The sequence below is a fragment of the Lysinibacillus sp. NPDC097214 genome, assembly GCF_050277945.1.
Taxonomy (GTDB): Bacteria; Bacillota; Bacilli; order Bacillales_A; family Planococcaceae; genus Lysinibacillus; species Lysinibacillus xylanilyticus_B.
Genome location: NZ_JBNNSS010000001.1, coordinates 212959 through 234038, shown reverse-complemented (window position 1 = coordinate 234038; position 21080 = coordinate 212959). Strand labels below are relative to the sequence as shown.

Sequence of the window (21080 nt, the reverse complement as noted above, 5' to 3'; positions counted from 1 at the left end):
GCATCCATGCCATTAATGTTTTATTTCTTCAATGACTTTTTCTTTTAAATCTGCATCCATAGAGGAAAGTTTAACGTTATTAGTGAGACGTTCTTTTAATTCCCTATCTGTCATAATACCGCGTTCCTCTAGAATTTGAACAAGTAGATCTAGCGTCATTAAATTTTTAATGTCTGCTGCTTTTGTATCCATTTTGAATGCCTCCGAAAATATAGTATTTCTACCTCTTTAGTGTACTCCTTTTTTAGAAGGACGGCATAAAATGGTCAAAACAAAGCGAATTTATTTCGTGTCCCGGAATATATTGAATGATTCTAGCAGTAATGGAAGACATATAATCACTAGCTTTATGAATCATATCAATCGTCATTGAAAAGGGTTCGAAGTCATACATCATACTGTTGAATAGTCTTTGAAATCTAATATGTAGAATATAGATTACTTAATAATCCTGTGAGGATAAGCAGAATTTCTACTTATACCACTATAGTCAATAGTTGATTAATAATTTGAAAGATAGTATGTAATTTTTGGTATAATTACATATAACTATATATATTAAGGAGTGATTATATGAAAAAACTACTTATAGTAACAAGTTATTTAGGCTTTTTTATATTAGGAGGTTTAACCTTTACGTACCTCTCAACAACGGAAGCAGCAAGCAATCTGAAAAAGATTAGCGTATTTCAAGATACAATCAATTACTATGTAGACAAGGTTGAAAAAAAACCAAAAGAGGGTCAATCTGGCTTTATATATGAAGGTACTACTTATGTTCCAATGCGTTTTGTTGCTGAATCTTTAGGGAAAAAAGTGACATGGGATGGAAAATCAAAATCCGTTTATATTGGTGATGTTCCAAAATTCATCTCTTTAAAAGATGTAAAACCTATTGGGAGTGATGAAGACCACTTCTTCCATAACCCAAGCTCTATTGTGATTAGTACCGGAGAAAAGTTTGAACAATCCTATCAACTTGGTGGATATCATGGTGGAGGGGCTGTACAAGATCATACAGTTGAATACTTAGCTAATGGAAAATATAAAGGATTTGAAACGTATTTAGCACCAGTTAAAAAGTTAGTGGCGGGCTCTTTCGGCATAGGGTCTATGAAAATTTACGCAGATAATAAATTGATCTATGATAGTGGATCGATAAAAGACAAGGTAAAGGTTAATGTTAATTTAGAAGGAGCTTCAAAAGTGAAGTTTGAAATTGAGGGCAGTGGTTTAGGTATATTAAATCCTAAATTTATTCAATAATTTAACAAAGTAAATATAGAAGAATCTGAAACTTAAAAGAAGTTTTTATAAGGGAGTTCCTTTATACGATTGAACTTTTTTCAAAAACAGATTCTTCTTTTCTCGCAGATCAAGTTATAGTGGTTTATTTTAATCGAACGTCATTTCAACCTAACAAGACAATGACCTTTTCCTCAACATTTATTGTAGTAAAGTGCGAGCCTACTAATTACTCATTGAGAATAAAGCCTGATACAGAGTTGCTAGCAAAGCAACAAAGAGCGTATCGTCAGAGTTAAAAAGTTTAAAAGATATTCCAGTTCGCACAAGTTCAGTTTCAATAGTACTAGCGCTTGCGATCTTTTCATCATTACAATATAAATAGGCGGTTGAAGTAAAATCCTTTTCAAAGCGAAAAGCGAGTCCATCCATTGTAAAGGAGTAGGAGGATTCAAGTAATTGAACCGTCTTCCGTTGTATCGGTAAAATGAATCCATCTGGCATAATAAGTTGATGGCTAACACCCTTTGTTAATGGTGTAAATTGCACTTGAAAAAGTGGTGCCCCTAAAGTAGTACATGTTGCATAGCGATGTGGCGATGTTTGTTGTGCAGCAACGAGCATGACAGCGTTGATTACTTTTCCAACAGATGAACGTTCAACCTTTTGTAGCACACAAACAGTTTCATTTTGTTCATTCACAATAGGGATATTTGCAAAGCTTTCGAAAGCTTTTGGGTAGGTAAGGGTAAATGTAGTCATAAAAAAGCCTCCAATCTACTTACTATACGGGGAAGCTTAACGCCAGGTTTCACCTTCAACAAAATTTTGATAGACAGTGAGAGAGGGGAATCACAATGAATCAAAAAAATCCCCGTAAAACTCAAAAATATATATAGTAATTGAAAAGGAATCAATAAGATAGGCAGTTTAACAATAAAAAAGGCTGACCGAACATGTGAAATTTTTCACGTTCGGTCAGCCTTCATTTTTATGATTGAGTTGTGACTTCTCCTGCAAGAGCACGTTTTTCTTGTTCTGGATCGAATTCTTTTTCCATTTTTGAAACGACAACAGTTGCTACACCGTTACCAATTAAGTTTGTTACGGCGCGAGCCTCTGACATAAAGCGGTCGACCCCGATTAAAAGTGCAATCCCTTCTACTGGAATCATAGGGAATGCTGCTAATGTTGCTGCGAGCGTAATAAAGCCTGAGCCTGTTACACCGGCTGCACCTTTAGATGTTAGCATTAAAATAGCAAGCAATGTAATTTGATGCCAAACATCTAAATCAACTCCATAAGCCTGTGCGATAAAAATAGCCGCCATGGATAAGTAAATGGACGTACCATCAAGGTTAAAGGAGTACCCCGTTGGAATGACAAGACCAACGACCTGTTTCGAGCAACCATAGTTTTCTAATTTGCGCATCATCGAAGGCAGTGCAGATTCTGAGGATGATGTCCCAATAACGATAAAAATTTCATCTTTAATATATTTTATAAACTTAAAAATACTAAACCCGAAGTAACGTGAAATAAGACCAATGATCACTACGATAAAAATAAACATTGTAATATACACGGATAACATTAAAAATCCTAAGTTTCCAAGTGATTTAAGACCGAAGTTTCCGATTGTGTAGCTCATAGCGCCAAATGCGCCAATCGGGGAAACCTTCATGACCATATTAACAATTTTAAAGAAGATATCTGCTACTCGTTCGAAAAATGTAATAACTGGTTTAGCTTGTTCACCAATAGCAGCTGCAGCTATACCAAATAATACAGCTGAGAATAAAACAGGTAATAACTCTCCATTTGCAAGTGCGCCGACAACATTATCAGGTATAATTTGCATAATAAATGCACCAATACCATGTTCTGTAGCGGCTGCCGCCTCTGTATATTGAGAAACATCTGCACCGTTGGCAGCTTCAGTATTAAATCCTTTACCAGGTTGTACAATATTGACAACGATTAAGCCGATCGCTAGTGCGAAAGTAGAGACAATCTCAAAATAAATTAATGCTTTCCCGCCAATTTTACCAACTTTTTTTACATCGCCCATACTACCTATTCCAATAACAACTGTTAAGAAAATGATAGGAGCTATTAACATCTTAATTAATTTAATAAAAATATCTGCTAATATTTTTAACTGCGCTCCGAACTCTGGAAACGTAGCACCTACAATAATACCTAGCACAATGGCAATTAGTACTTGTACAGTTAAGTTTTTAAAATTTATACGCATAAAGTTCTCCCCTTACACTACTTATGAATATTATGTGAACGCTTTCATGTGGTTATCATAGCTGAAATTTTCCGACAATAGCTTTTATGACCGTAATGTTTCTATTGTTCATTTTGTTCATTTTTAGTTGGGGAGTCGATAAAACTAGTGATAGTAAGGGTTTGAAGCTGTTTTATAGTAGTTTTGTAATTTTAGAATCTATTATAATACAAAAGAAAAAAATCCCCACGTAAGTGAGGATTTCATCATTAATGAACAAAAGTATTCCCGCATTAAACGGGTAGTGAAGAAAACGCTTCTGAATCAAGTATGCCTCGGCATATAGAAGTTAAAGTTTTACTCTAAGGGGAAACAATTTTTTCAATTTCCGATAAAGCATCGTTATTTTGTACATTGTTTCTATAAAAATCATAAACAGGTGCTAGTTTTTCTTTAAAGCGTTGCCGTTCCTTATCGCTCATCGTATAAATCTCAAAGTTATCTTGCTGCTCAAGTTTTTGCAGATCTTCTTCGTTCATTTCTACAGCCTGTTTAAATTGCCAGTCTGTTGTTTCTTTCATAGCCTCCATAATTTGTTTTTGAATTTTCGGAGGTAGAGATTCCCAAAACTTATCATTAATTAAAACAGCGTATCCTAAAATGCCATGCTTAGTTAAAGTCATATGCTTCTGCACTTTATAGAAACCTTTAGAATAAATATTTGACGCTGTGTTTTCCTGAGCATCAATGGTATTCGATTCTAAATCAGTAAAAACCTCACTAAAGGAAATTGGAGTTGGTGTAGCCCCAACAGCCTCGAATTGCTTTTCAAGAGTTTTACTTGGCATTGTACGGACTCGTAAGCCTTTTAAGTCTTCAAATGTATGAATAGGGTGATTGACAGTGGTTAAATGCTTAAAGCCATTATGCCAAAAGCCCAGTCCTTTTATATGAAAAGGTTCAAGCTCATTTAACAACTGTTCACCAATCGAACCTGTAAGAACTTCGTGGACTTCATCATCCGTATTAAAAAGGTAAGGTAAATCAAGAACCTGCCAATTTGGTACATAGGATGTCATCTTTGAAAAAGTAGGGATAATCATTTCTACTTCTCCATTTTGCAAAGCCTGAAACTCATTTTCATCATTAAACAAGGAAGAGTTTGGGTAGACGTGTACCTTCACTTCACCATTTGTTTTTTTCTCAACAAGCTCGGCGAATTTACTTGCCGCTTGTCCTTTTGGAGTATTCTCAGCTACCACATGACTTAAATGAATCGTAATTTGTGTATCCAAGCCTTTTTGCTCATCGTCATAGGGAAGAGGTTTGGAGAATAGTAAGCCCTGTTGAACACCAATCGCTATCGTTAATAGTAAAACGGTTACTATTGTTCCAATAATAAATTTTTTCATCTATTACACCCAATTTTTTCGTATTTTCTGATGTTTTTGTTATTCTAACATATGGAGTAAGCTAAAATATAGTAAGAGGGAGGCGGACATCTTGAAATTTCAAAAATTATCGATGAAGAGAAAAATTATGTCTTTGACTTTTTTTATTCTCATGCTCTCTTTTAGTATAGGTGGTACATTTTTGCTAGGGTATGTCATGAATGAACAAAAGGACAAGCTTGGAAATCAGGCTGTACTCGTGGCAAAAACCGTATCACAGCTTCCTGAGCTGAAAACGTACATTGCAAATAATAATTTTAATAAGGCTACGAAACACATTAATCCTGTAGTGGAAGAAATACGTGATATAAATGGTGCAGAATATATTGTTGTCCTTGATATGCAAAGGCGCAAGTACTCACATCCAAATGCAGAAGAGATTGGGCAAGTCTCGCAATCAGGTGATCTAAACGCAGCGTTCTCAGAGCATTATTATACATCCATCGCACATGGTCAACATGGAGATATGCTACGGGCATTCGTCCCGATTATGAGTAAGGAAGGAAGGCAAATAGGTGTAGTAGTAGCAGGCTATAGTGTTTTAACTGTTGCAGAGTTACTACAATCGATTCAAACAGAATTAATGATTACTATTTTATTGTCTCTTTTCTTTAGTGCATGGGGGGCTCATACGTTAGGCCTTCATATGAAAAAGCAAATGTTTGGTCTTGAGCCTCATGAAATTGCTAAAATGTATGTAGAACGAACAGAAACCTTTAACGCGATGCATGAAGGAATTATTGCAATAGATAATGAATTGACCATCACAATATTTAATGAAAAAGCATCTGAAATATTAGGTGTACATAAACAACCATCAACATTAATTGGGAAGAAGATTTTTGATGTATTACCTGATACACGATTACCGGAAATTTTGGAGTTAGATCAACCTATTTTCAATCGTGAGCTCTATATTAATGATCACAGTATTATGAGTAATCGTATTCCTATACAAGTTAATGGAAAAACGGTTGGCGCTGTGGCTATGTTTAAGGATCGTACAGAAGTGAAAAAGCTTGCAGAGGAATTAACCGGTGTGAAGGCATTTGTACAAGCATTACGCGTACAAACACATGAGCATAAAAATAAATTGCACACAATTGCGGGTCTTTTGCAACTTGGACATCATAAACAAGCACTATCATACTTAACGCAAGTAAAAGAAGAACACGATGAAATTACAAACTTTTTAAATGAACGAATTAAAAATGAAAATATTTCAGGGCTATTGCTTAGTAAAATTTCTTATGCGAAAGAACAGGGGATCATACTGGAGATTGACAGAGAAAGCCGTTTGACAACATTTCCCAACAATTTAGACCATCATGATTTCGTTATTTTATTTGGAAACTTAATCGAAAATGCTTTTGATGCACTAAGGGATGTACAAATTGCAGAAAAAATGATCCATGTTTCTGTTGATGAAGATGAGGATGTGCTGGCAATCTTAGTAACAGATAATGGTATAGGCATGACAAATGAAGTGAAATCACATATTTTTGATAACGGTTATTCAACAAAAGAGAAAAAAGGTCGAGGCATTGGACTTTATTTAATAAAAGAAATTGTACAGAAAGGAAAGGGAGAAATTGAAGTCATAAGTGAAGCGAATAAGGGAACAAGCTTTTTAATAACTTTTTACCATACTTAATAGGCGTATCACCAAAGGCTGAGGGTAACATTTGTTTTTTTGATTAGAGTAAAGACTGGGCGACTACTTGGAGTTCATTTGCCATTCTAGGTAGTGGAAATTTAAGGGATTTAAGTATTTATAGTTGAAGTAGAAGCGAGAAATTCTATGGGAACAATGTGACGCTCTCTTAGATAGCTTCCTTAAGTGAAAATTTACACATATAGAGATAGAACAGAGTGTATGGAGGGCTAACAGTGATACAAACAAAGGTTTTATTAATAGAGGACGATCCAATGGTGCGAGAAGTTAATCGCCAATTTATAGAAAAGATAGCTGGATTTGAAGTAATTGGGCAAGCCTCAAACGGAGTAGAGGGGATTGCTCAAATTCGAACACTTAAACCAGAATTAGTATTTATGGATATTTTCATGCCAGAACAGGATGGAGTGACAAGCTTACGAAAAATTCGTGAACTTGAATTACCGGTAGATGTAATTACGGTAACCGCTGCTAATGATATGGAAACTGTCAAACAGGTCCTGCATCTTGGCGTCTTTGATTATATTATGAAACCTTTTTCATTTGAACGAGTGCAAGGCACCCTTGAAAATTATTTGCGCTTCAAAAAGCAAATACAAACAGAGCGTGAGTTAACACAGGGGGAGCTCGATCAATTATTCCATTATCATGATGGGCATAATGAGGTTCAGCAAACAAATTTCGTAAGGTCGGAAAAAAGTCTACCTAAGGGTTTTAATCGTGCAACACTTGAGAAAGTTGTGCACTATTTGCAATCTGTAGAAGGGGCATCGGCCGAAGAAGTTGCCAGTGGTATAGGTATTGCACGTGTAACAGCAAGACGTTACTTAGATTATTTAGAGAAGCAAGAGGAAATTACGATGGATGTGCATTATGGTGGCATTGGTCGTCCGGTTAACTATTATTTTAGTAAATAAAAAAATCCTGATTGTCAAAACAGACAATCAGGGTTTTTCAGTTAGTAAGGCATAATTTTATCAACAGGCTTTGGCGTTTTAATTTTAGGTAGAATTTTATCTAATGTAATTGTACGCTTAATGCTGTGTGTTGATTCATCATTTTCATCGAATTGTTCAAGGAATGAAATAACCTCTTTTACAATTGGTGTTGGCGTTGAAGCCCCTGCAGTGACAGCGACGGAATTAATTCCTTTTAACCATTCAATTTTTAGCTCAGAAACGTCTGCAATTCGATATGATGGCGTATCTGCTATTTCAACAGACACTTGTGTTAAACGATTTGAGTTATTGGATTTTGGGTCACCAACAACAATAAGTAAATCTGCTACCCCCGCTTGCTGTGCAACTGCCTCTTGACGAACCTGGGTTGCCAAACAAATCTCCTTATGCACCTCAATATGTGGGAATTTCTCTTTTAAACTATCAATTAAATGAGCGACATCCCATTGACTCATCGTCGTTTGATTCGTTACTAGTAATTTATCATTCGTTAAATTTAATGCATCAATATCAGTGGATGATTGCACTAAATGCACATGATCTGGTGCAACGCCAATTGCTCCCTCTGGCTCGGGATGGCCTTTTTTACCAATATAAATAATATCATAGCCATTTGATGATTTTTCACGAATTAAATCGTGTGTAACTGTTACGTCAGGACATGTAGCATCAATGGATACTAAGCCTTTTCGCTTCGCAATTTCACGAATTTCAGGTGAAACACCATGCGCTGTGAAAATAACAGTGCCAGTTTCAACTTGTTCAATAATTTCTAAACGATTCTCGCCATCTAATGTGATGATGCCATCTGCTTCAAAGGCATCCGTGACATGTTTATTATGCACAATCATACCTAAAATGTAGATAGGTCTTGGTAATGTTTTATCGAGTGCGGCGTTTCGAGCGATGACCATCGCATCAACTACACCGTAGCAATAGCCACGTGGATTAATTTTTAATACTTGCATGGTTGTGACTCCTTTCAAGCTTACCTATCTACATTATAACGGACAGGAACGGCGAATACAAAGAAACCTTCATCTACATAGGCGGCTGGAATATACGGGGCTTAGATGGAAGTGGGTCAGCAGGAGTTAATGATGCATTTTGTCGAGACGCTTTTCGACTTTTAGTAGAACCTGCTCCTCCGCTAGCCGCTGCTTCAGCTGCTACTGCTCCAGCCCCCGCGGCAGCTCCTGCAGCAGGAAGACCTTGAAATCCTTTATACAATTTTAAAAGTGACGGAATATTTTTCACCATTGGCATTGCTTGCTGAATGTAAGGCGTATATGTTTTCGCTGAGTTAAATAAGTTATTCGCCTGCTGCAAAAATGAACCGATTTTTGAAGGTTCCTGCATGGAAGGCATTGGCATTTGTCCTCCAAATGATCCTATTCCACTAGACATTGGAAAGCCACCCGGCATTCGTGGAGTTGGGAAGCCTCCAGGCGGGAAAAAGGACTGCGGTGACATCTGCGGAGGTGTTGGCATTTGCATTGGCATTTGCATTGGCATTTGCATCGGCATTTGCATGGGCATTCTCATGCCACCAGGATACATTGGGAACTGTGGTCTAAATACCATAACGATCTCCTTTCGATAGTGATTTATCATTGATGACATACCTGATTATAAATATGATATGCAGATGGGTAAGTTAGCGTTCGACACGCTTAAATAAATAACTAGGGCGATTGTAAATGTGTCTCACTATATCCTGTCAGGTTTTCTTATTTCATAGTCAATAAGTGGTAAAAAATTCTTGAAAACTACACATTTTTTCACTTTTTCGGTCGATAAGAAAGGTATAATGTTTTGTTGGTAAATCATGCAAAACAATCTGCGACTATTCTAGAAATTAACGCTGTTGCAAAGGCATTAAGTGAAGAAGCGGTGTCCGTGAAGGAGAAATGAATAAATTTAAAATTTAAGAGGCGCATAGGCAAAGTGAGTGGTTGATTTCCGTTCCGGCTGGGCGCTTTGTCGCTGCCGCTACGCTTTCGCGCAGATAAAACATTTGTTGTTGCTGTCGCTACGCTTTCGCACAGAGCAAAGCTTCTTGGGGGCGTCCGATGAGCCGCTTGGGCCAACACGATGTTGGTCACGAAGGCGTTATTACAGGACGTGATGCTTTTAGCCTTCGTTCCCCTATGTGCTCGCTCCAGGGTCTCGGGCCAACATGATGTTGGTCACGAAGGCGTTATCACAGGATGTGATGCTTTTAGCCTCCATTCCAATCAACTTATTCACATGGTATACGTTTTAGCAAAATGTCATTTCAAAATTCCTGCCCTCCATCTCTAAAAGTGCACAAAAAAGCGAGGTAATCTCCAACAAATTAACAGTTTGGAAATACCTCGCTCTATTTATTTAGTAGTAAAATCTTTCAGTTGAGAAGGGGGGACACAAGCGTTAGAGGAGCAACTTTTCTGTAATGAGCACGATGCGCATTTGCCCTTCTTTTGCTTCTTAATGCTCTTATATAAGGTAATACCAGCATAGCCAAATATAATACTACCGATTAAGATATTAATCAATAAAGACATTCTATACACCTCACATCAATAAATTCCCAATACCATAAATCATAAGTGCAATAAGATACGCTACAACAAATGGATAAATGGTTGCGAATAATGTCCATTTCACAGACTGTGTTTCTCTTTTTATTGCACCTACTGTAGCTAAACAAGGCATGTACAGTAAAACAAAGGCCAAGAATGTATAAGCACTTAAAGCTGTAAAATGAGTTGTCATTGTAGACGATAAGACACCTTCACTTACTCCATAAATAATCGCCATTGTTGAAACAATCACTTCTTTTGCCAGGAAACCAGCAATAAGGGATGCTCCGGCTTGCCATGTTCCAAAGCCAAGTGGGATAAACAACACACCAAAAGCGCCTCCAATAATTGCCAAAAAGCTATCATCCATATTGACATTAGCGCCATGTGGTCCTAAATAAGAAAGAAGCCAAATAATCACGGAGCCTGCAAATATTATAGTACCAGCTTTGCGGAAAAATCCTTTTCCTTTTTCCCAAGTGGAACGCCAAAGTGTTTTTAGCTGCGGTACATGATAAGCTGGTAATTCAACAATAAAAACGGATGTTTCATTTTTCAAAAGCGTCATTGATAATATTTTTGTCACAATAAGAGCCATCACTATACCCATTATATACAGGGAGAATACCACTAAAGATTGATGTGCAGTAAAGAATGCGGCACCAAATAAAGCATATACAGGTAACCTTGCTGAACAGCTCATAAATGGAGCAACAAGAATAGTTAATAGTCGTTCTCTTGGCTGTTCAATTGTTCTTGCAGCCATTACACCAGGAACATTACATCCAAAGCTTACAATCATCGGAATGAAGGCCTTGCCGTTTAAGCCGAAAAATTCCATAAGGCGATCCATAACAACAGCAATTCTCGCCATATACCCGGAATCTTCTAATAGTGAAATAAAGAAAAACAGTACAAAGATTTGTGGAATGAAAACTAAGACGCCACCAACCCCTGCAATGATCCCATCACATATTAAATTAATAATAAAAGGGGCCGCACCAATAGCTTCTAAGCCTTGCGTAACAGTATCTGTTAGAGGGCCGCCTACAATGCCATCCAAATAATCAGATAGCGGGGTACCAATCCATGCAAACGTTGCTTGAAACATTAAAAACATAAGCGCTAAGAAAATCGGAATACCTAAAATCGGATGTGTTAGAATTTTATCAACTTTCTCTGTCCATTGTGTTTCACTTTTCTCTTGTATAATTACTTCGCTATAGATGTTGGAAATATATAAATCACGTTTTTTAGCAATAGCTTTATTTAATGGTTCACCTATTTGCTTCTCTAAAGCATCACGCACTGCAACTAGCTGTTCAAAGTATTCCTTGACTTTCAAATAAGCGTCAACAGCGTCATTTCCTATTAAAAATTGAATAGTACACCATCTTCTTTGCTCTTCAGGAATATGCTGTAACAATGCTTCAATTTTTGAGATGCCTTCTTCAATTAGGTCATCATAGGTTAATGTAAAACGTTGTTGAGTATGTTCGGAGGCTTGAATAGCAGTATAAATACCTTCGACACCTTTACCAGTTCGAGCGCTTATTGGAATAACAGGTACTCCTAAAGAACGCTGTAATTTCTCGACATCAATTGAAATGCCTTTCTTTTTCGCAACGTCTATCATATTTAAACAAATGTAAACAGGCTTTCTAAGTTCAAGTATATCTACAGTTAATTGCATATTTCGTTCGAAATTAGAGGCATCAATAATATTTAAAATTCCATCTACTTGATCTTCAAGTAAAAATGAAGTCACAACACTTTCATCTTTTGAAATCGGGTTAAGCGTATAGACACCAGGTAAATCAATAATTTCCTTTTGTAGTTTTTTTACTTGTCCTACTTTTTTTTCAACGGTTACACCACTCCAATTGCCGACATATTCATATGAATTTGTCATCGTATTGAACAATGATGTTTTACCGATATTGGGGTTTCCTATTAAAGCTAATCTACTCATAATTGTTCGACCTTTATATCCATTAAATCTTTTTTTCTAAGCCCGATTTTCTGTCCTTGACATTCTAAAATACAAGCGCCAGAAAACCATCCTTTTTGGACCATACAAACTTGACAGCCTTCCTTTATACCGAATGCATTTAATCGTTTACATAAAAGAGTGTCAATTTGCTGAAGATCTTTCACTTTAACTTTTTCACCCAATTGAACCGCATGAAGGTTCATGAGATCTACCTACTTTCTTGTAGTGATAATCATTATCGGAAAAATCTTATCACTTTTTGGCGAGTCTATCAATAATAAGTTTACTATATAAAACAATACTATTTAGCAAAGTTAAAGACTTTTATTCTTCATGACAACGCAGCATTCTGTACCCAACGCGGACATGTGTCTGGATTAACTTCGGGTTAGCTGGATTGTCCTCTATTTTCTTTCGAAGAGTGGCCATAAAAACTCTTAGACTGGGAACGTCCGATTGAAGTGCATTGTGCCAAATTTCCTTTAAAATAAAATTATGTGTTAATACTTTGCCGACATGCTTTGATAAAACAACCAAGAGCTTATACTCAATAGGCGTCAAATGCACTTCTTTACCATTTACAAACACAGTATTTGCCGCGTAGTTTATTTGTAAATGACCATTTACAAAGACAGAGGGTTCGTTTTCTAGCTGATGCTCGAACGACATTCTTCTCAAAGCTACTCGAATTCGGGCTAAAAGCTCTTCAACGCTGAAAGGCTTTGTAACATAATCGTCTGCTCCAGCATCTAAAGCATTGATTTTATCGTGCTCTTCGCCACGTGCACTAACTACGATAATAGGTGTTTGAGTCCAGCTTCTAATTTTCGTTATGAGCTCTACACCGTCTATGTCCGGTAGTCCTAAATCCAATATAAATACGTCTGGGTTCATGGCAAGAGCCTTTTGTAGAGCACTATTACCATCTCGTGCAATATCGAATTCATACTGCTGAGTAGCTAATGTCATTTTAATTAAATTGCCAATGGCTACATCGTCTTCTACTACTAGAATTCGTTTATTCATCGAATTTCATTACTCCTTTTTCGGCTCTTTCCCATAACGCGGATGGGAGTTATTTCTGTTCCTAATGGGCGATTACAAAGAAGGGCTGATCAGAATCCCGCCTATGACGTTGATCCCAAGAAGTCGCCCAATTTAATAAATGTCATCCTTAACTTTTGGTAAAGAGCTTTTTTTCAGTGAAAAATTAAAAATCGTTCCGTTTGGTTTATTATCTGAAACTGTTATTTCGCTCCCATGTAATTTTAAAATAGTTTGACATAGAGCCAAGCCTAAACCCAGGCCTCTTCGACTATCACTACGCTGTACTTTTCCAGTTGTAAATGGCTCAAAAAGGCTTCCTTTTATAGCATCATCAATGCCAGGTCCATCATCAGAAATGCGGAAGTGTACTAAATGTTCAGATTCTTTTACCTGTATAGTAATAACACTACCTGATGGTGTATAGGTCAATGCATTATCAATAATATTAATGAGAACTTGAATAATCAGTCGCGCATCCATTAAAGCAAATACAAATTCAGGTTCAATTTGATAGGTTATTTCATGGGTATTATTTAGACGAACGACATGTGTTAGTGCCTCTTGAATAATTTCTTCTACTAGTTCCATTTGTAACTCTAAAGCAAATTGTCCATCTTCTAACTTAGACACAGCAAGTAAGTTTTCAACCATTTGTACAAGCCATTTGGAATTTTTATAAATATCCTCATATATTCTGCTTTTTTCATCCTCTCGAATTTGGGATGCATTTGATAGTAATATATCTGCATTACCAGAAATAGCAGTTAGCGGTGTTCTTAAATCATGAGAAACTGCACGCAAAAGGTTTGCTCGAATTTGTTCCATCTCAGCTTCTCTAGCTACTTCTTCATTGAGTTTTTGTAAATACCATTTATCAAGTGCGAATGAAAAATCATTGATAATGGCATGCAAAATATTTCGTTCAAATGCAGGTAACGGTGATTGCTTTGACAGTGCAATACCAATCACGCCCTTAACACGCCCGTTTGAAATAACCGGTACATAGTAGGCATTCACTTCAGGAAATATATCAGTGGACACACCTGCTACATGCTTATTATTTATAACCCAGCTTACTACACCATGTTCATTCGGATTCTCAAAGAAGGAAGCTATTTTATTATTTTCAATACTAGATATGCTCTCAGTTCGGAAAAAAATTGAGTTCTCAATTAAATTATTTTCTATTTCAAAAAATTGTACGGGTCTTTCTACTAACTTAACGATTTGTGACATGCCTTCCGTAATAATTTCTTCTATCGATTTAGCATGTTGAAGCCTGCGATTCGTATCAAGGAGCACTTCCATTCGGTAAGATTTACGAACAGCTACAATGGTTTGCTCCTTTATTTTTTTTGTTAAGCTACTTGTAATCACCCCTGAAAGGAACATGATAACAAAGGTCATCGGATAGTCGCGATGATAGGCGTTAAATGAAAAACGTGGTTCTGTAAAAAAGTAATTAAAAAGCAGTACGGCTATGATGGAGCTAATAATGCTCATCATCCATCCTGATGACCAAATGGCAAGAATTAAGACACCTAAAATGTAGATAGTGATGATGTTCGAGTCGCTTACACCAATTTTGTAAAAATATAGCCCAACAACTGATACGATGCCAAATACTATAGCCATTTTTAATAAGTCAAGCCATTCAAATGACAACTTATTTTTTACAGTAGGGAAGTAGAATTGTTCGTTTTCCTGATCAGGCACTATGTGAATTGCTAAATTCGGTACAAATTCATTGAGTCGATCACTAATTTTTGTACTTGGTCGCCACCATTTTTTTCTCATACTAGTTCTACCGATGACTAATTTGGTGACACCACTAATTTGTGCATAGTTGGCAAGGGCAGCAGCTACATCATCTTCTTGAACTATTACGACATGGCCGCCAAGCTGTTCAACAAGTTTCAGATGCTGCTGAAGTCGTTCTGAATTTGCGTTATTTTTATTATGCTCCTGTACGTTTTGTACATAAAGAGCGGTGAATTTTCCATGTAATGCCTGTGCAAGTCGAGCAGCAGTTCGAATAACCTTAGCATTAGTGGGAGAGCTACTAATACCAACAAGTAAATGCTCTTCGATTTGTACAGGATTTTTCATAGATTCACTGCTGTTTACCTGCTTATAGTTAATCGTATCTGCTGCTCTTCGTAGTGCAATTTCTCGAAGTGATACTAAATTCTGTTTACGAAAAAAAGATTGCAATGCTTTTTCAGCTTGTTGTTTTACATAAATTTTACCTTCTTGTAGGCGCTGAATTAACTCATCTGGTTCAATATCGACAATTTTTATTTGTGCAGCTTGATCAATTAAATAATCTGGAATACGCTCCCGTACTTTTATTCCGGTTATTTCCTCTACAATATCGTGTAGACTTTCAATATGTTGAATGTTTACTGTTGTATAGACATGAATGCCCTTTGCAAGTAATTCCTCTACATCTCCAAAACGTTTCTTGTGACGCATCGTTGGAACATTAGTGTGTGCCAATTCATCAATAAGGACAATTTCCGGTTTACGCTTCAGTACTTCATCAATATCTAATTCCTGAAAAGGTTTACCCTTATAAATTATTTTTTTCGTAGGGATTTGCTCAAGTCCCTCAAGTAAAGCTAACGTATCTGGACGAGGATGTGGTTCTACATAGCCAACTACCACATCTTTACCAAGTTTTTGTGCTTGATGTGCTGCATCTAGCATTGCATAAGTTTTACCTACTCCAGCAGCATAACCAAGAAAGATTTTTAACTTCCCTACAAATTGTTCTTCCTGTTGAAGCCTCGCTAAAAACGTCTCTGGAGTTGGACGTGTATTTTCCATCCTCTTTCACCTCAATTGTATTATAGCGCTATCTTCCATTAAGAAAGTATTAAGATTTTCCCTCTTTATAGTTTCTTAATAGAAAAAACGATTTCCTAACACTACATTAATTTGAAAGTCAGTATGATGAGAGCATCCAAAAGAGAGAAGGGGTGTTTCGAATTGATGGACTTTTATATGACTGGCTTACTCATCATAAGCTTTGTATGTCTTTATGCGTTAACCGCATGGTGCTTTAAGCTAGTCGAAGAGAAGTAAGGGGGAATAAAAATGTGGATTATTATGGGGATTGTACTTGTGTTCCTTTTCGGTTATCTAGGGTATGCATTACTTTATCCTGAAAACTATTAATAGGCTTGTAGGAGGTATTGCGGTATGTGGCAAATTGCCATCGTATTAATTATTTATTTACCGATCGTTATTTTAACTGGGCACTATCTATTTCGGGTGACAATGCAACAAAAAACATGGCTTGATCCAATAATGGATAGATTGGATGCCGTTATTTATAAATTAAGTGGCATTAAGCAAGTGGATATGACTGGAAAGCAGTATGTACTTTCATTAATTTTGTCGAATGCCTTTATGGTGTTTATTGGATATATTCTATTACGCATTCAAGCGATGCTGTTTTTAAATCCGAATAATATTGACAATATGGAAGCAACACTTTCGTTTAATACTATTATTTCATTTATGACGAATACGAATCTTCAACATTATAGTGGCGAATCAGGACTTAGCTATTTATCACAAATGTTAATCATTATCTTTATGATGTTTACATCTGCAGCTACTGGATATGCCGCTTGTATGGCGTTCTGCCGTCGCCTTGTTGCTAAAACTGATACTATAGGGAATTTCTTTGTAGATTTTGTTCGTGTTATTACACGTGTGTTAATGCCTTTATCTATTGTTGTTGCCATTATTTTAGTATCTCAAGGTTCTCCGCAAACCTTAAGTGCGAATCAAACTGTTCAAACAATAGAAGGTAAAGTTCAAGATATTGCACTTGGGCCTGTAGCTTCTCTTGAATCCATTAAGCATATAGGCACTAACGGTGGTGGTTTTAATGGAGCGAATTCAACGACGCCTTTTGAAAATCCAACGGTCATTTCTAATATTGTGGAAATGCTATCTATGATGTTATTACCTGGTGCTTGTGTAGTTGCATTTAGTTTAATGGTCGCACATAGAAAAGAGAAAACGATATTTGGCAAACAAGGTCTATCCATTTTTGTGGCGATGAGTGTGCTGTTTCTAGTCGGATTGTTGACTGTGTATGTGGCTGAGAGAGCGGGTAATCCAATCATTAGTGAGCTCGGAATTTCGCAGGAGCTTGGAAGTATGGAAGGAAAAGAGATGCGCTTTGGGGTAGCGCAATCAGCGTTGTTTACAACAGTGACTACTGCTTTTACAACGGGATCTGTTAACAATATGCATGATACATTAACACCGCTTGGTGGTCTTATCCCAATGTTTAATATGATGCTGAATGTTGTGTTCGGAGGCAAAGGAGTCGGCCTGATGAACATGATGATGTATGTGCTACTGACGATTTTCATCGCCTGCTTAATGATTGGTCGAACACCTCAGTTTTTAGGTAAGAAAATTGAGGAAAAGGAAATGAAATTAATTGCTCTTTGTATCTTAATCCACCCTGCTATTATTCTACTATTTTCAGCACTTGCAGTTACAACAACAGCAGGGGTAGCGGGCATAACAAATCCAGGTGCACATGGTTTATCGCAAGTTTTATATGAATTTGCATCTGCCTCTGCAAACAACGGCTCAGGTTTTGAAGGATTAGCCGACAACTCAACATTTTGGAATGTGACGACAGGGCTTGCCATGTTCTTCGGACGTTATTTGACGATCATTATTCAACTAGCTATAGCGTCTCTACTTGCTAAAAAAATGTTTCATAGCGATTCGTTGGGAACATTGAAAACGGATAATACTATTTTTACATTTTTGCTTGTTGCTATCGTTTTAATGATTGGTGCCCTTACATTTTTACCAGCATTAGCTCTTGGGCCAATTACAGAGCACTTACAACTTTATTTATAAATAAGGAGAGACACGTATGGAAACAGCAAGAAAAGGTTTGCTTACGGGCAATATGCTAAAAAGCTCAATTATAGACGCTTTAAAGAAATTTAGTCCACTATATATGCTGAAAAATCCAGTTATGTTTGTAGTAGAAGTAGGGTTTATGTTTGTGCTGCTATTAACCCTCTTTCCGAATATGTTTGGTAGCGGAGTAGGAGAACATGACCGATTGTATAATGCAATCGTCGCTGTCATTCTTTTTGTTACTATTCTATTTGCTAATTTTGCTGAGTCAATTGCGGAAGGACGAGGGAAGGCGCAGGTTCAAACTTTAAAAAAGACGAAAACAGTGACACAGGCTCGTGTTTTGCTGAGTGATGGTTCTGAAATACTTAAACAGGCACATGAGTTAAAAAAAGGCGACATCGTTTTAGTTCAGGCAGGGGAGGTTATTCCGAATGACGGGGAAGTCATTGATGGGATTGCTACCGTAGATGAATCGGCAATAACGGGTGAATCTGCTCCTGTTGTAAAGGAACGAGGTGGTGATTTTTCATCAGTGACAGGTGGTACAACAGTTACGAGTGATTGGCTAATGATCGAAATTACCTCCATGCCTGGGGAATCATTTTTAGATAAAATGATTATGCTCATCGAAGGAGCCAGTCGTAAAAAAACGCCAAATGAGATAGCACTCAATACACTTTTAGTAAGCTTAACGATTATTTTCTTATTAGTTGTTGTGACACTCTATCCAATGACAACTTATTTACATGTACCGATTTCTATCGCTACATTGATTGCACTTACAGTGTGTTTAATTCCCACAACCATTGGGGGGTTATTATCGGCAATCGGTATTGCAGGAATGGATAGAGTGACTCAGTTTAATGTTATTGCGATGTCTGGAAGAGCCGTAGAGGCGTGTGGAGATGTAGATACATTAATCTTAGATAAAACAGGAACTATTACTTATGGCAATCGTATGGCAGCTGAATTTCTCCCAGTAAAAGGGGTGGAAAGTAAAGATTTGATGCAAGCTGCATGGCTTAGTTCTTTAACAGATGATACGCCTGAAGGAAAATCAATTTTGACACTTGCTTGCGAATTAGGTGTAAATAAAGACGATGAAGCAAACATTATCAAGTCAAGTGAGCATATTCCATTTACCGCACAGACACGCGTGAGTGGTTTGGATATGAAGGATGGCACAAAAATTCGAAAAGGAGCCTATGATACGATAAAAAAAGAAAGCATTAAAGAAGGTCATAGCATTCCTAAAAATTTAGAACAGCTGATTCAGCAAGTATCTTCTGTCGGGGGGACACCACTTGTAGTAGCGTTAAACGATAAAATTTTAGGTGTTATTTACTTAAAGGATGTCGTAAAGACTGGACTCAAGGAACGCTTTGATCAGCTTCGTGCAATGGGCATTAAAACGATCATGTGTACAGGAGATAATCCACTAACTGCAGCAGCTATCGCAAAGGAAGCTGGAGTAGATAGCTTTATTGCAGAAAGCAAGCCAGAAGATAAAATTCAAGTTATTAAAGATGAGCAGGCACAAGGGAAAGTTGTAGCTATGACTGGTGACGGTACGAATGATGCGCCAGCACTGGCACAGGCGAATGTAGGTCTTGCCATGAATTCAGGAACGAATGCAGCGAAGGAAGCTGCTAATATGGTCGATTTAGATTCAAATCCAACTAAAATTATTGAAGTTGTAGAAATAGGGAAGCAGCTACTGATGACGCGAGGTGCGTTAACAACATTCAGTATTGCGAATGATATTGCAAAATATTTTGCAATTATCCCAGCTATGTTGATGGTCGCTGTACCAGAGATGGGTGCATTAAACATTATGAATCTCAATTCTCCTTCAAGTGCGATTATTTCTGCTTTAATTTTTAACGCAGTGATCATACCACTATTAATACCTATTGCAATGAAGGGGGTACAGTATAAGCCGATGAGTGCTGAAAAATTATTAAATAAAAATTTACTAGTTTATGGCGTAGGCGGTATTATTGCTCCCTTTATTGGTATTAAGTTGATTGATTTATTAGTTGGGCCACTATTCCATACGTTTGGGTTATAAGGAGGAAGCTACATGCGAAAATTTTTTGAGAACTCAAAACAGGCATTACTTATTACAATGTCAATGTTCGTTTTATGTGGTTTTATATATCCGTTTACAGTGACTGCATTAGCTCAAGGGTTGTTTCATCACAAAGCAAATGGCAGTTTAATAGAGACGGATGGTGAAGCAGTTGGCTCAGAATTAATCGGTCAAGCTTTTACTGCTCCAGAATATTTTTGGGGTCGTGTTTCATCTGTTAACTATAATGTTTATATGAAAGAGGATACGATACCAGACGAAAAGGGTCGGGTGAACTATGGCGGTGTTAGCTCTGGAACGTTTAACTATGCACCATCAAATCCAGAATTGAAGAAACGGATAGAAGCAGATATCGAGAAGTTTTTGCTGGCAAACCCATCCGTAAAAAGACAAGATATACCTGCAGATTTAATGACTGCTTCAGGTTCAGGATTGGATCCACACATCAGTGTGAAGGCTGCAGAAATACAAGTTAAACGAATTGCTCAAGCAAATGGGCTTTCAGAGGATGAGATTGAAAAAATTATAGAAGCAAATACGGAAAAACGTACGTTAGGGATTTTTGGGGAAAATAAGGTGAACTTCCTTATGGCCAATCTAGATATTATGAAAAGAATGGAGGGAAAAGAGGCTCATCAATAAAATTTGGGATGACTTATGTTAAAACGTATGCCATGAAAAGTTGATTGGAGTGGAGACTGAGCGACTCCTCGGAGTTCAGTGTTACAGATGAGTCCCTGGAGCGAGCAAGAAGGGGAACAAAGGCTAAGAGCATCACGTCCTGTGATAACGCCATCGTGACCAACATCCTGTCGCTGCCACTACGTTAGCACTACGCTTTCGCACAGAAAACATTCGTTGCCCCAAGCGGTTCATCGGACGCCCCCAGGAAATCAGCCCTACGTTATGA

The 21080-nt window shown here is 37.2% G+C and carries 17 protein-coding genes; 6 read left to right on the top strand and 11 right to left on the bottom strand.

Going from position 1 to position 21080, the window contains the following annotated elements:
• Positions 1-12: 12 nt before the first annotated feature.
• Entirely contained in the window at positions 13-192 is a 180-nt protein-coding gene (locus ACQKMI_RS01180; RefSeq protein ID WP_049663817.1) for a hypothetical protein, read from the bottom strand.
• Positions 193-573: 381 nt separating this feature from the next.
• Between ACQKMI_RS01180 and ACQKMI_RS01175 the strand changes: the two genes are divergently transcribed.
• Positions 574-1266 (top strand): stalk domain-containing protein, encoded by a 693-nt coding sequence (locus tag ACQKMI_RS01175; protein ID WP_427486812.1) that lies wholly within the window; start codon positions 574-576, stop codon positions 1264-1266.
• A 204-nt stretch (positions 1267-1470) separates the two neighbouring features.
• Here the strand turns inward: ACQKMI_RS01175 and ACQKMI_RS01170 are convergent, their stop codons facing one another.
• The 3 genes from ACQKMI_RS01170 to ACQKMI_RS01160 form a co-directional block, all read right to left on the bottom strand.
• Positions 1471-2007, bottom strand: a complete 537-nt coding sequence (locus ACQKMI_RS01170; protein WP_427486811.1) for a tubby C-terminal domain-like protein — start codon at positions 2005-2007, stop codon at positions 1471-1473.
• Between the two features lie 229 nt (positions 2008-2236).
• A complete protein-coding gene (locus tag ACQKMI_RS01165) occupies positions 2237-3502 on the bottom strand; it encodes a dicarboxylate/amino acid:cation symporter (RefSeq protein WP_427486809.1) in 1266 nt (421 codons plus the stop codon).
• 341 nt (positions 3503-3843) lie between these two features.
• Complete coding sequence (locus ACQKMI_RS01160; protein WP_427486808.1) at positions 3844-4893, bottom strand: TRAP transporter substrate-binding protein; 1050 nt, start codon at positions 4891-4893, stop codon at positions 3844-3846.
• Positions 4894-5005: 112 nt separating this feature from the next.
• On the opposite strand from ACQKMI_RS01160, the gene ACQKMI_RS01155 reads away from it, so the two are divergent.
• Together ACQKMI_RS01155 and ACQKMI_RS01150 are read left to right on the top strand one after the other, a co-directional pair.
• Complete coding sequence (locus ACQKMI_RS01155) at positions 5006-6586, top strand: ATP-binding protein (RefSeq protein ID WP_427487327.1); 1581 nt, start codon at positions 5006-5008, stop codon at positions 6584-6586.
• 236 nt (positions 6587-6822) lie between these two features.
• Positions 6823-7524 (top strand): response regulator, encoded by a 702-nt coding sequence (locus ACQKMI_RS01150; RefSeq protein ID WP_427486806.1) that lies wholly within the window; start codon positions 6823-6825, stop codon positions 7522-7524.
• A 41-nt stretch (positions 7525-7565) separates the two neighbouring features.
• On the opposite strand, the gene ACQKMI_RS01145 is transcribed toward ACQKMI_RS01150, so the two are convergent.
• From ACQKMI_RS01145 to ACQKMI_RS01115, 7 genes are all read right to left on the bottom strand, one after another.
• Positions 7566-8534, bottom strand: coding sequence for a 4-hydroxy-3-methylbut-2-enyl diphosphate reductase (locus ACQKMI_RS01145; protein WP_323647209.1), 969 nt, complete (start codon positions 8532-8534; stop codon positions 7566-7568).
• Positions 8535-8607: 73 nt separating this feature from the next.
• The gene (gene vrrA, locus ACQKMI_RS01140; RefSeq protein ID WP_427486805.1) at positions 8608-9150 is read right to left on the bottom strand and encodes a VrrA/YqfQ family protein; all 543 of its coding nucleotides are present in this window, start codon (positions 9148-9150) and stop codon (positions 8608-8610) included.
• Between the two features lie 782 nt (positions 9151-9932).
• Positions 9933-10112 (bottom strand): FeoB-associated Cys-rich membrane protein, encoded by a 180-nt coding sequence (locus ACQKMI_RS01135; protein ID WP_427417155.1) that lies wholly within the window; start codon positions 10110-10112, stop codon positions 9933-9935.
• A 10-nt stretch (positions 10113-10122) separates the two neighbouring features.
• A complete protein-coding gene (gene feoB / locus ACQKMI_RS01130; RefSeq protein ID WP_427486803.1) occupies positions 10123-12102 on the bottom strand; it encodes a ferrous iron transport protein B in 1980 nt (659 codons plus the stop codon).
• On the bottom strand, positions 12099-12326 hold the full coding sequence (locus ACQKMI_RS01125) for a FeoA family protein (RefSeq protein ID WP_079563825.1): 228 nt from the start codon (positions 12324-12326) through the stop codon (positions 12099-12101). Before ACQKMI_RS01125 ends, feoB begins: the two co-directional genes overlap by 4 nt.
• Positions 12327-12447: 121 nt before the next feature.
• A complete protein-coding gene (locus ACQKMI_RS01120) occupies positions 12448-13149 on the bottom strand; it encodes a response regulator transcription factor (protein ID WP_427486802.1) in 702 nt (233 codons plus the stop codon).
• 132 nt (positions 13150-13281) lie between these two features.
• Positions 13282-15999 carry a DUF4118 domain-containing protein gene (locus tag ACQKMI_RS01115; protein WP_427486801.1) on the bottom strand — a complete coding sequence of 906 codons (2718 nt, stop codon included), beginning with the start codon at positions 15997-15999 and terminating at the stop codon, positions 13282-13284.
• 375 nt (positions 16000-16374) lie between these two features.
• Between ACQKMI_RS01115 and kdpA the strand changes: the two genes are divergently transcribed.
• The 3 genes from kdpA to kdpC are packed head-to-tail and all read left to right on the top strand — an operon-like array spanning position 16375 to position 20812.
• A complete protein-coding gene (gene kdpA / locus ACQKMI_RS01110; protein WP_427486799.1) occupies positions 16375-18069 on the top strand; it encodes a potassium-transporting ATPase subunit KdpA in 1695 nt (564 codons plus the stop codon).
• A gap of 16 nt (positions 18070-18085) precedes the next feature.
• Positions 18086-20149 (top strand): potassium-transporting ATPase subunit KdpB, encoded by a 2064-nt coding sequence (kdpB, locus tag ACQKMI_RS01105; protein ID WP_427486798.1) that lies wholly within the window; start codon positions 18086-18088, stop codon positions 20147-20149.
• A gap of 12 nt (positions 20150-20161) precedes the next feature.
• Positions 20162-20812, top strand: a complete 651-nt coding sequence (gene kdpC, locus ACQKMI_RS01100; protein WP_427486797.1) for a K(+)-transporting ATPase subunit C — start codon at positions 20162-20164, stop codon at positions 20810-20812.
• Positions 20813-21080 lie beyond the last annotated feature (268 nt).

Excerpts from the sequence above, each read along its gene's own strand:
- ACQKMI_RS01170 (WP_427486811.1), bottom strand. The coding sequence starts at position 2,007 with ATGACTACATTTACCCTTACCTACCCAAAAGCTTTCGAAAGCTTTGCA.
- ACQKMI_RS01165 (WP_427486809.1), bottom strand. The coding sequence starts at position 3,502 with ATGCGTATAAATTTTAAAAACTTAACTGTACAAGTACTAATTGCCATT.
- ACQKMI_RS01160 (WP_427486808.1), bottom strand. The coding sequence starts at position 4,893 with ATGAAAAAATTTATTATTGGAACAATAGTAACCGTTTTACTATTAACG.
- vrrA (WP_427486805.1), bottom strand. The coding sequence starts at position 9,150 with ATGGTATTTAGACCACAGTTCCCAATGTATCCTGGTGGCATGAGAATG.
- ACQKMI_RS01180 (WP_049663817.1), bottom strand. The coding sequence starts at position 192 with ATGGATACAAAAGCAGCAGACATTAAAAATTTAATGACGCTAGATCTA.
- ACQKMI_RS01135 (WP_427417155.1), bottom strand. The coding sequence starts at position 10,112 with ATGTCTTTATTGATTAATATCTTAATCGGTAGTATTATATTTGGCTAT.
- ACQKMI_RS01115 (WP_427486801.1), bottom strand. The coding sequence starts at position 15,999 with ATGGAAAATACACGTCCAACTCCAGAGACGTTTTTAGCGAGGCTTCAA.
- ACQKMI_RS01155 (WP_427487327.1), top strand. The coding sequence starts at position 5,006 with ATGAAGAGAAAAATTATGTCTTTGACTTTTTTTATTCTCATGCTCTCT.
- kdpB (WP_427486798.1), top strand. The coding sequence starts at position 18,086 with ATGGAAACAGCAAGAAAAGGTTTGCTTACGGGCAATATGCTAAAAAGC.
- ACQKMI_RS01125 (WP_079563825.1), bottom strand. The coding sequence starts at position 12,326 with ATGAACCTTCATGCGGTTCAATTGGGTGAAAAAGTTAAAGTGAAAGAT.
- kdpA (WP_427486799.1), top strand. The coding sequence starts at position 16,375 with ATGTGGCAAATTGCCATCGTATTAATTATTTATTTACCGATCGTTATT.
- ACQKMI_RS01145 (WP_323647209.1), bottom strand. The coding sequence starts at position 8,534 with ATGCAAGTATTAAAAATTAATCCACGTGGCTATTGCTACGGTGTAGTT.
- ACQKMI_RS01175 (WP_427486812.1), top strand. The coding sequence starts at position 574 with ATGAAAAAACTACTTATAGTAACAAGTTATTTAGGCTTTTTTATATTA.
- ACQKMI_RS01120 (WP_427486802.1), bottom strand. The coding sequence starts at position 13,149 with ATGAATAAACGAATTCTAGTAGTAGAAGACGATGTAGCCATTGGCAAT.
- feoB (WP_427486803.1), bottom strand. The coding sequence starts at position 12,102 with ATGAGTAGATTAGCTTTAATAGGAAACCCCAATATCGGTAAAACATCA.
- kdpC (WP_427486797.1), top strand. The coding sequence starts at position 20,162 with ATGCGAAAATTTTTTGAGAACTCAAAACAGGCATTACTTATTACAATG.